Source organism: Deltaproteobacteria bacterium (genome assembly GCA_030654105.1).
Classification (GTDB): Bacteria; Desulfobacterota; SM23-61; order SM23-61; family SM23-61; genus JAHJQK01.
Genome location: JAURYC010000224.1, coordinates 1 through 10387, shown reverse-complemented (window position 1 = coordinate 10387; position 10387 = coordinate 1). Strand labels below are relative to the sequence as shown.

The 10387-nt window shown below is 51.0% G+C and carries 8 protein-coding genes; 1 reads left to right on the top strand and 7 read right to left on the bottom strand.

Annotation, left to right across the window (positions count from 1 at the left end; genetic code table 11):
* The 5 genes from Q7V48_09305 to Q7V48_09285 all read right to left on the bottom strand — a co-directional run.
* Window positions 1-1093: ABC transporter substrate-binding protein (locus Q7V48_09305; GenBank protein MDO9210929.1), on the bottom strand; the 1093-nt coding region annotated here is incomplete at its 3' end.
* Between the two features lie 135 nt (window positions 1094-1228).
* The gene (locus Q7V48_09300; GenBank protein MDO9210928.1) at window positions 1229-2287 is read right to left on the bottom strand and encodes a branched-chain amino acid ABC transporter permease; all 1059 of its coding nucleotides are present in this window, start codon (window positions 2285-2287) and stop codon (window positions 1229-1231) included.
* A gap of 94 nt (window positions 2288-2381) precedes the next feature.
* The gene (locus tag Q7V48_09295) at window positions 2382-3260 is read right to left on the bottom strand and encodes a branched-chain amino acid ABC transporter permease (GenBank protein MDO9210927.1); all 879 of its coding nucleotides are present in this window, start codon (window positions 3258-3260) and stop codon (window positions 2382-2384) included.
* Between the two features lie 38 nt (window positions 3261-3298).
* Complete coding sequence (locus tag Q7V48_09290) at window positions 3299-4081, bottom strand: ABC transporter ATP-binding protein (protein ID MDO9210926.1); 783 nt, start codon at window positions 4079-4081, stop codon at window positions 3299-3301.
* A 20-nt stretch (window positions 4082-4101) separates the two neighbouring features.
* On the bottom strand, window positions 4102-6048 hold the full coding sequence (locus Q7V48_09285; protein ID MDO9210925.1) for an AMP-binding protein: 1947 nt from the start codon (window positions 6046-6048) through the stop codon (window positions 4102-4104).
* A 421-nt stretch (window positions 6049-6469) separates the two neighbouring features.
* Here Q7V48_09285 and Q7V48_09280 point away from each other — a divergent pair, with 421 nt between their 5' ends.
* A complete protein-coding gene (locus tag Q7V48_09280; protein ID MDO9210924.1) occupies window positions 6470-6649 on the top strand; it encodes a hypothetical protein in 180 nt (59 codons plus the stop codon).
* Window positions 6650-6763: 114 nt separating this feature from the next.
* Here Q7V48_09280 and Q7V48_09275 read toward each other — a convergent pair whose 3' ends face one another.
* The gene (locus Q7V48_09275) at window positions 6764-8128 is read right to left on the bottom strand and encodes a sigma-54 dependent transcriptional regulator (GenBank protein ID MDO9210923.1); all 1365 of its coding nucleotides are present in this window, start codon (window positions 8126-8128) and stop codon (window positions 6764-6766) included.
* Window positions 8129-8211: 83 nt separating this feature from the next.
* Entirely contained in the window at window positions 8212-10170 is a 1959-nt protein-coding gene (locus tag Q7V48_09270; GenBank protein ID MDO9210922.1) for a PAS domain S-box protein, read from the bottom strand.
* Between the last annotated feature and the right edge of the window lie 217 nt (window positions 10171-10387).

The following is a 10387-nucleotide window of genomic DNA, read 5'->3' as shown; positions in this document are numbered from 1 at the left end:
TGTTAAGATTCTCCAGGGCCCACTGCATTTCTTCCCCGGTCACCGGATGTACCCCAAATTTTTTGTGGGCCGTGCGAATGGCTTCATCCATGGCGATTCCGGTAACGACTCCCCTATTATAGAAGACGGTACCAACACGGGTAAATGAGATGTTGCCCTTCATGGCGCCATAGACCTTGTCAATGATCTCCTGGATGATGGGGAAATCCCGCCCCACGCCGTTGAAGTTGGTTGAGTAATAACCCGCGGCGCCCGGACCCGCAGGCATGACGTCCTCTTCAGACCCGCACCACCAGACCCCGAGGATTCGGTTTCTGGGAAACCCGAGCCTGGCCGCCTCTTTGAGGGGGACGGTGCAGGAGACGCCCCAGTTACGATTGATGACCCAGTCAGCTTTATAACGCCGGACAATATCCATCCACTGGGCTTTTTGATCTATCCCGGGCCAAGGCACGGGGAAGTGCTGCACCTCGAAGCTGTACATCTTGGCCATTTCATCTAAGAGGGGTTTGGTTTCCTGCCCGTAAGGGATATCGATATGGAGGTTGGCGATTTTTAATCCTTTGAGCTTGTCCATTCCTCCCATTTGCTGTCCGATGAACTTTATTTTAGCTGTGTTTTGAGACCAGTAGTTGGTAGGAAAGGTAAAGGCCCAGGGAAAAACCCGGCCGTCTGAGGCATCGGCGCGGCCATAACCCATAAAAATTAGAGGTATCTTATCCCGGGCGGTGCGGTCAAGCAGGGCATAAGAGATCCCTGTGGCAAAAGGGTGCATATAGGCAGGGTTCTTGGATTTAACCCGTTCATAACACTCCACCCCCCTGGCAGTGTCATAGGCAGTCTCGCACTCTTCATATTTATATTTGATCCCGTTGACCCCCCCCTGCATGTTTCTGAGTTCCATCAAGTCTTCCCATCCACTCCCAGTCCCGCTGCCGCCTGGGGCAAATGGGCCGGTTCGATAGATCAGGCAGGGGACATATTGCGTCGGAGCTTCCTTCTGCTGGGCTTGCACCAGGTTTGGCGGGGACATAAGGCCGAATACCAAAACGAATAACAAAAGTGATAACAAATTATTCCAAAAACGTCTCATGGTAAATCCCTCCTTTCTTGATCTTGGCCCTTCTTTTAAATTAACTTCTGATCGATCAACCACGCGCATAAAATACTCACCCCCTTCCAGGCGCGTCATCATTATTTTTCTATCATCAGCCATGCATTGCCTTTTTTAATAAGGGAAAGGCCATAACCGGAGTTTCTCTTTCAATGTTTGCCATAACCGAGCCAGACCATAAGGCTCAACGATAAGGAAAAAGATGATCAGTCCTCCGAAAATAATCAACTCGATGCAGGCCAGAAGGTCAGATCTGAGCACAGTCCCAAAAGATCTGGAATACTGGTTGATAAAAATGGGCAGCAGGGTGATGAACCCTCCCCCGAAGAAGGAGCCGAGGACACTCCCCATGCCCCCGATAATGATCATTCCTAAAAGATGGAAGGAGACCATAAGGTTAAAGGCCTCGATATTGGCTGCTCCATAATAGGTGAAGGTGATCAAGCCTCCAGCCACCCCGGCATAAAAGGAGCTCACGGCAAAAGCTAAAAGCTTGTGCCGGAACAGCGAAATGCCGATAATCTCCGCGGCCACGTCCATGTCCCTGATGGCCATCCAGGCCCGGCCAACCTGGCTCCGTACCAAATTCTTACCGAAGGTGGTCAGCAAAACCACAAAGCAGAGGACCAGGTAATACTTTTTTAACGGCGTGTCGATCGGCCAAGCGAAGACCTGCATGGGAGGGGTATCCACAGTTCCGAAAACACCGCCGCTGATCCATTTCCAATGGGTCAACCCCCACTCGATAATAAACTGAGCTGCCAGGGTGGAAACCGCTAAATAAAATCCTTTGATTCGTAAGGAAGGGATGCCGAAAACAGTGCCAACCGCAGCCGCAACCAGCCCACCGCCCAAGAGGCTTAGGAGGAGCGGAACTTCGTAACGCCCATACAAGATCAACGATGCATAGGCTCCCACGGCCATAAAGGCGGCATGTCCTAAAGAGAGCTGCCCGGCGTAGCCGGTCAGAAAATTCAGGCCTAAGGCGGCCAGCGAAAAGACTAAGAAGGGAATCAATATGCTGCTGAGCCAGTACTCGCTGGCCAAGAATGGCATTCCTATAAAGCCCACAATTAGAATGAGGATCATGCCCCATCGGTCCAAGGGAATGGGGAAAATGGCCATGTCTGCCCCGTAAGTGGCCTTGAACACGCCGCACTCTCGGTAAATCATAGAATTAACCCATCATTACATTCTTCGGTTAATTACTTAGTCTCAAAAACTATTCGGACTAGCAGATGAATAATCAGGCATTGGCGATGCCCTCTCATACCCTCTCAATGATCTCTCGGCCAAACATTCCATAAGGCTTGAACCAAAGAACCAGCAGGGCCAAAAGATACGGAAAGAAGGTCTGGATTCCTCCCCCCACATAGGGACCAAGGAATACTTCGGCCAGGTTCTCAGAGGCTCCTACGACGAGGCCGGCGATGATCGCTCCCGGAATGCTGTCAATACCGCCCAGGATCAGAACTGGCAGGGCTTTCAGGGCAATCAGCGAGAGGCTGAACTGCACTCCGAGGCGGCTGCCCCACATGATGCCTGCAACCAAGGCAACCACTCCGGAGATGGCCCAGGTAATGGCCCAGGCTTTATTAAGAGGAATGCCCACGGAGAGTGCTGCTTCATGGTCATCAGAAACAGCCCTCAGCGCGCGGCCCGTCCTGGACTTTTGAAAAAACCAAACCAAACCGAAAACCAATGCACCAGATAGAGCCGCCCCCACCAGATCAAATTGACTGATCATCAATCCCTTGACCTCAAAAGGGATGTCAGAAATTCCAATATTAAGCCCCTTCGGGTCTGTACCCCAAATCCCCTGGCCTATCCCTTGCAGAAGGAATCCCAGTCCTATCGTGGCCATAAAGAGAGCAAGGGGGGGGCGGGCTACCAGAGGACGAAGCACAATTGCCTCAATGGCGATGGCCAGCGCAATCATTAGGACCAGGACGGCAAGAATGGCAAGCCATAAAGGAAAGATAGTGAGGAAACCCACCAAGGCCAAGGCGGCAAGGAGGGTCATATCTCCCTGGGCGAAGTTGAAGACGCCAGAAGACTTGTAGATCAGGACAAACCCCAGGGCCACTAAAGAATACATCACTCCGACGAGAAGTCCACCAATGGCCACCTCTATTGCGAATATCACAACGTACCCTCCTTCTTACGCTTCCTTACTCTTCACTTTTACGCCGAGGTTCCGAGATAGGCTTTGATGACCTTTTCATTATTTCGAATCTCCTCCGGTGTGCCTTCCCCAATTTTGTCCCCGTAATCAAGAACCACCACCCGATCGGAGATGTCCATTACCACCCCCATATCGTGCTCTATCAGGGCAATTGTGGTCTCCAACTCTTCGTTGGCATCCAGAATGAAGCGGGCAATATCTTCCTTTTCCTCCAGGTTCATCCCGGCCATGGGTTCATCTAAGAGAAGAAGCTTGGGCTCGGCAGCTAAAGCCCGGCCCAGCTCGACCCTCTTCTGGAGTCCATAAGGAAGCATGCCTGCGGGCGTTTTGCGAATGTGTTCGATCTCCAGCCAATCAATGACCCGTTCCACTACTTGCCGGTGCCGAATTTCTTCTTTTTGAGCAAAACCCCAGTAAATTCCCTGGGAAAAGAAATTGGAGCCCATTTTCAGGTTTCTGCCTACCATGATGTTATCCAGAACTGTCATCCCTTTGAAGAGAGCCACGTTTTGAAAGGTCCGGGCAATCCCCAAGGAGGCAATGTGGTGGTGAGACAGAGTGGTTAGGTCCTTGTCCTCAAAAAAAATATGGCCCCGCGATGGATGATATACTCCATTAATAACGTTAACCAAGGAAGTTTTTCCTGCCCCATTGGGCCCGATAATGGCCAGGATCTCCCCCTTATGAATCTCCAGGCTCACTCCGTTCAACGCCTTCAAAACGCCAAAGCTAATGTGGACATCTTCAACGCAGAGCATGGGATGACGGGTGTTTTCATTCATCACTCATGTCTCCTGAATGCTTAGAATGATATGACTTTTTCCTCAAAGATTTCCACATCGCGGATCTTTAAAAAAGCGCGGATGCTTGCCGTTCGCCCATCTTCATAGGTGATCTTAGTCTCTACATCCAACCCTTCTTTGCCGGAATAAAGGGCATCGATGATATCCGCGTATTTCTGGGCAATGAAACTTCGGCGAATCTTGCGGGTCCGGGTGATTTCGGCGTCGTCAGGGTCCAATTCCTTGTGCAGGATCAAGAAGCGCTTAATCTGGGCACCCCGGAGCTGTTCCTCCCTGTTCAAGCTGGCATTGACTTTTTTTACTTCCTGAGAGATCAGCTCATAGACTTCCGGCTTTTGGGAGAGGTCGGCATAGGATGTATATCCAATATTTCTTTTTTCCGACCAGTTGCCAACGCTCTCCATATCGATATTGATCATGGCCGTCACATATTCCTGGCCTTGCCCCAACGTTACAACTTCCCTGATGTAGGGGCTGAACTTTAGCTTGTTCTCTATGAACTGCGGGGCGAAGATGGTGCCATTGGCCAGGGTGCTCACGTCCTTGGCCCGGTCGATGATGATCAGGTGGTTGTCTTTATCGATGATTCCGGCATCTCCAGTGTGTAACCACCCATCCTTCAAGGCTTCGGAAGACGCCTCTGGGTTTTTATAATAACCCTGAAAAACCCCCGGGCCCTTGATGAGGACTTCTCCCCCCTCGCTGATCTTGATTTCGGTCCCAGGGCAAGGTATCCCCACAGTCTCCAATTTGACCTCATCGTCGGGCTGGTACGTGCACATCGCGCTGGTCTCGGTTAGACCGTAGACTTGCTTTAAATTCACCCCGATGGATCTGTAAAACTGGAACACTTCCGGGCCGAGGGCAGCCCCCGCCGTATAGGCATAGCGTATCTTTCTCATCCCCAGATTGTCCCTGAGAGGGCCATAAACGAAGAACTCTCCGAGGGCATAAAGAAGGCGAAGGCTAAAGGGGATGGCCTGCTGTTTTAATTGATGGGTGGACACCCGCTGGGCCACATTATTAATAAAAAAGTTGAACATCTTCTGTTTAATCCAGGCGGCATCTTCCATCTTGACCCGAACGGTAGTCAGAATGTTCTCCCAGATCCGAGGTGGGCAGAAGATGACGGTAGGGCCTACCTCGCGCATATCACGCATGACCGTTGTTGCCGCCTCCGGACAGTTGATGGTAAACCCGATATCTAAAAGCATGGCTAAAGAATAGATGGAATCCCCGATCCAGGCCATGGGCAGGTAGGCCATGACCTGATCCGAATCCCGATACTCCTCGGCCTTAGAAATGAGCCGGACATTGGTGAGGAGATTGGAGTGGGTCAGGACCACTCCCTTGGGATTCCCCGTGGTGCCCGAGGTATAGGCGATGAGCGCGGTATCTTCTCCCTTTCCTTTCTGCACCTCTTGCTCGAAAAAGTCAGGACGGTCCTTCTCGAAGTTCAGGCCCAAGGCCTGAACTTCCGTAAAACTTTTTATGAAGGGTTGGTTGTAGTGGCGCATTCCTCTGGGGTCATCATAAATGATCATTTCCATTCTGGAAACCTTCGCCTTGAGGGCCAGCATTTTGTCCACCTGTTCCTGATCCTCGGCGACGACGAACTTAGCTTCAGAGTGTTCGATGATATATTCTAGTTCTTTTTCGATGGCGTCCTGATAAAGTGGAACCGGGATGCCCCCGAGGCATAATGCGGCCATCTGGGCCCAGTAGAGCTGGGGTCGATTGTCTCCGATCACGCTCAACCTATCCCCCCTTTGGAAACCCAAAGAAGCCAGCCCCAGGGCAAATTTCTTGGTGTTTTCATAATAATCCGCCCAAGAGTAGGATTGCCATATGCCCAGGTCTTTTTCCCGAATGGCAATCTTGCCTTTGCCATACTTTTTGGCGTCATCCATTAAAATCTGAGGGATTGTGCCGTGTCCATTTCCCATGGCCAATTTTTTTCAGATCCCACTTTCTATTTCAGATACGTTTTAGATAGTTGGATCCAGAGGGGAATTTTTTTATGTATCTGTGAGAGGAAGGTACTATAATTCCCCTTACGCAAACTCTGCGCCAGCATTCCAAAAGAACTCCCTTCGCTTTAAAAAAGACAATAGAAATAAAGAGTTCTAATCATTTCAAGAGCATTTTTTTAAGAAATTCAAATATAAATGAATCTATGAATTGGGGTGTTTTTCAACAAAATAGTTGCTTAATTTAAGTAACTATTTGAATTTTTAAATGTTGTTGATACGAGGAGTTATTGGACTAAAAGGGAATTTTATCCCCAAAAAATTTGGAGATTTCTCGGCAGGCAGGGATTAGAGATGATATTTTGGGACTTTTCGGTAGGGGGCATGTGGCAGGCAGATGGGCGAAGCCAAACCTTCGACTCCCCGACCTGAAGGTCGAGGTTTACCTTCGACCCGAGTTCAGGCCGAGGGGTTTAGGGTTGACCATGAGCGGCGCTTCTTTACGCCGCCTTCAAAGGCGGGGTTTGGCGCTGCCGAAGGGGGCAAAATCGGGCAGAAATACCCTTTCCCCTTTTAACCGAATCTGTCAATCACTTCTTTTAGGAAGAAATCCACACCAAACTTGAAACTACCTGCAGGGTCAATCTTGACTTTCAAAGTTAATTCGCGGCCGGATATTTTTTACGGGGTTTCAGGAGAGGTGGTATTTCTGCACTTTTTGATAGAGGGTTTTGCGGTCGATGCCCAGAATTTTCGCCGCGCGGGATTTATGGCCATTCGTTTGTTTGAGGACAAAGGCGATATGCTCCTTTTCCAACTCCTCCAGACTGACTAATTGAGGGGAATGAGTCGTAGATTTTTCCAGAGTCTCGGCCAATGAAAACCGTGGGAGACTCCTGGGCGTGATCATTTCTCCTTCTTCCAGGATCATGGCGCGCTCTATGGAGTTCTCCAGTTCCCTCACGTTTCCTGGCCAGTTGTGCTTCACGAGCATTTCCATAGCGGCGGGGGTAATCCCTGTGATTGGTTTTTTCCGCTTCCGGTTATACCGCTGGATGAAGTATTGAATCAAAGGAGGAATGTCTTCCTTCTTCTCCCTCAAAGGCGGCAGGTGGATCGGCACAACGCTCAGCCGATAGAAAAGATCCTCCCGAAAGGTCTTCCGGGCTATGGCTTCCCTTAAGTTCTGGTTGGTGGCGGCGATGATGCGCACATCCACCCGGATCCGCTGGATTCCACCGACAGGTTTAAACTCTCGCTCCTGGATGGCCCGCAAAAGCTTGGATTGCGTGTTTAAAGTCAGGTTGCCCACCTCGTCAAGAAAGAACGTCCCTCCGTTGGCCAATTCCAGTAATCCATGCTTGGTGTTAACCGCGCTGGTAAAGGACCCTTTCACGTGTCCGAAGAGCTCGCTCTCCAGAAGAGTCTCCACCAGGGTGTTGCAGTCTACGGCCACGAACTCTTTTTCTTTCCGCGGACTGAGCTGGTGAATGGCCTGCGCCGCCAGTTCCTTGCCGGTGCCGCTCTCCCCGGTGAGCAACACCGTGCTTTCCACTGGGGCGACTTTGCGGATGATTTCCATAACGCGCCGCATCGCCTTGCTCTCTCCAATAATGGGTTCGAATAACTCTCGGGCATCCAGTCGCCGCCGCAGCTGTTCCTTCTCGAAATAAAGTTTCCGGCGCTCAGCCGCACGGGCCACCACGATACGGAGCTCCTCCGGGCTGCAGGGTTTGGTGAGGTAATCGTAAGCTCCGAGCTTCACCGCCTTTACCGCACTCTCAATGGTAGGATAACCGGTAATCATGACCCCGATCACATCCGGGTCTTGTTCCTTTAACTCCCTCAGCGTCTCCATGCCATCCAATCCCGGCATTTTTAAATCGATCAGCGCGAGGTCAAAAGATTCTTCGGCTACCCTTTCCAAGGCCAGCCGCCCGCTCTCTACTGCCTCTACGGCGTACCCGTCTTTGAGAAGAACGCGGCGGAAGCTGTCCCGGATAACCTTCTCGTCGTCCACGATCAATATTTTCGCAGGTCTGCGCTCCTCGCTCATGGTTAAGGTTCTTTCTTGTCTCTCCCTTTCGCTTTCCACCCGGTGAGCCGGCGATGGCAATAAATACGCTTAATTTTTTGGCTTTAAGCCGGAATATCTTCAGTTTCTGCCCGCACCGGAAGCTCGATGGTAAACGTGGCCCCTGCCCCTTCTCTGCTCTTGACCCAGATTCGGCCACGGTGTTTCTCTACGATGCCATAAGACATGGACAAGCCCAAGCCCGTACCTTTGCCAACTTCTTTGGTGGTGAAAAAGGGGTCAAAGATGCGGGTTAGATGTTCTTCTTTGATGCCGCAGCCGGTGTCGATAAATTCGACGATCACGGTATTTTGCTCCGGTCCCAGTTGCGTACGAACGGTGAGTGTCCCCTGGCTTTCCATGGCCTCGGCGGCATTCAGGATGATGTTCATGAATACCTGGTTTAACTGGCCGGTGTTGGCCAGGATCGGGGGAAGATTCGGGTCCAGGTCCTTGACGATGCGGATATTATGGAAGAGGGCCTGGTTCTCTAAAAGGGAAATCCCTTGAACCAGGGCCCGGTTGAGGTCCGTGGGTTCCATCTTATAAGACGTTTGGCGGGCAAACTCCAAAAGGCCTTTCACGATCTCTTTGCAGCGGGTGGCTTCCTCACAAATGCGCTCCAAGTCTTCCACCCGTGGATCATGGGAGGATAGGTCTTCCAGAAGCATCTTGGAGAAGATCAATATTCCCCCCAAAGGATTATTGATCTCGTGGGCCACACCTGCCGCCAGTTTTCCCAGGGAGGCCATCTTCTCCGATTGTAACAGCTGGAGCTGGGTTTCCTGAAGCTCCCGCTCCATTTTAATCTTTTCCCGCAGGTCGGTGAAGATTCCGAAGCTGGCAATCTCTTTTCCACCTTCGGAGATGATGGCCGCGGAGATGTTAATGGGAATCTCTTCTGCGGTTTTATTCAATGAGGTGAACTGGGATGGTTCCAACCTGCCCACCCCACCATATTCCGGGGAACGTAACCGGCGCATGATTTCTTTGGCCACACCGGAGGGGTAGAGCTGGGTGATATGCACACTGGCGATGGCTTCTTCAGAGCGGTAATCTAAAAGTCTTTCCGCGCTTTTGTTGAAGATGATGATCTTCCCCTTCATGTCCGCCGCGATGATCCCATCAACAGAATTTTCGATCAGGTTGCGTAAAAAGTCGTTGGCTTTGCGCAGTTCGTTCTCGATGCGCTTGGTTACGGAAACATCCCGCAGGTAGGCGTAGGTTTTCATCGCCCCCTGGCGATCTTTGACCGTGGTAATGCAGATTTCGGTTTCCTTAGGTTCTCCCGCGGCATTGAGAATCTCCAGCTCGGAGCACACCCGCAGATCCACGTTGGGGTCGCGGCGTTCAAAAAGCGCCTTAATATACGCTCGATTTTTTTCATCAAACAGGGCGTTAAAATTTAGCCCCATTAAAAGCTCTATGGGGTAGCCCGTTATCTCCACGGCGCTTTTGTTGGCCAGTTCAATATGGTCATCTTCTCCGATGGCCAAAATGCCATCGTTGGCCTGTTCCACGATACGCCGGAAACGGCCTTCGGATTTTCGCAGTTCCTCCTCTAATTTTTTCGTTTCCGTAACGTCTTCCACCACCACTTCTAAGATCCGCCCTTGGCGGTCGAAGATCGGGTAGGTGCGCACATGATAACTTCCCTTGAGACGGGGATTCTCCATTTCCCCGAAGGCCGGCTTGCCCGTCTCCAGGGTTTGGGTAACCGGACAACCGGGGCAAGGATCCCCCTGTCCGCGAAAAACTTGATGGCATTTATTTCCGAAAAGTTCCCCCGGGGTGAGCCCGTAATCCCGTAAAACGGCCGTATTGGCTCTCAGCACGGAATAATTCGCATCTTCAACGAAGACTCGATCGGTGATGGCATTGAAGGCGGCTTCCCATTCGGCCCGGGTTTGCAGGACTTGTTCATAGAGAGCGGTCTTTTCTCCCTCCACCTGGGCCAACAGGTTCTGCAAAACCTCGTTTTCCTTCTTAAGTTTGGCCAGTTCTTTCTGGACATTCAGGCGCAATCGCTCTCTCCCGTGAATCTGGCAGGTTCCTACTCCTTATTATATTAACAAACTTGACTGCAAAACTCAATTTTAGCTTGGCGCCTCCGAGTTTTAACAAATTGCGGCTGGATTTTCAATAGTTTTCGCGTGCAGGGATCGTAATTATATTCCTCCCTCCCGTAGAGATGCTCTCATGCCCTCTTGACAAGGTTATCCAGAAAGCGACGATACCGAT

Coding starts and splice junctions, on each gene's coding strand:
- Q7V48_09300 (MDO9210928.1), bottom strand. CDS start 2,287: ATGATTTACCGAGAGTGCGGCGTGTTCAAGGCCACTTACGGGGCAGAC.
- Q7V48_09290 (MDO9210926.1), bottom strand. CDS start 4,081: ATGAATGAAAACACCCGTCATCCCATGCTCTGCGTTGAAGATGTCCAC.
- Q7V48_09285 (MDO9210925.1), bottom strand. CDS start 6,048: ATGGGAAATGGACACGGCACAATCCCTCAGATTTTAATGGATGACGCC.
- Q7V48_09280 (MDO9210924.1), top strand. CDS start 6,470: ATGGGCGAAGCCAAACCTTCGACTCCCCGACCTGAAGGTCGAGGTTTA.
- Q7V48_09275 (MDO9210923.1), bottom strand. CDS start 8,128: ATGAGCGAGGAGCGCAGACCTGCGAAAATATTGATCGTGGACGACGAG.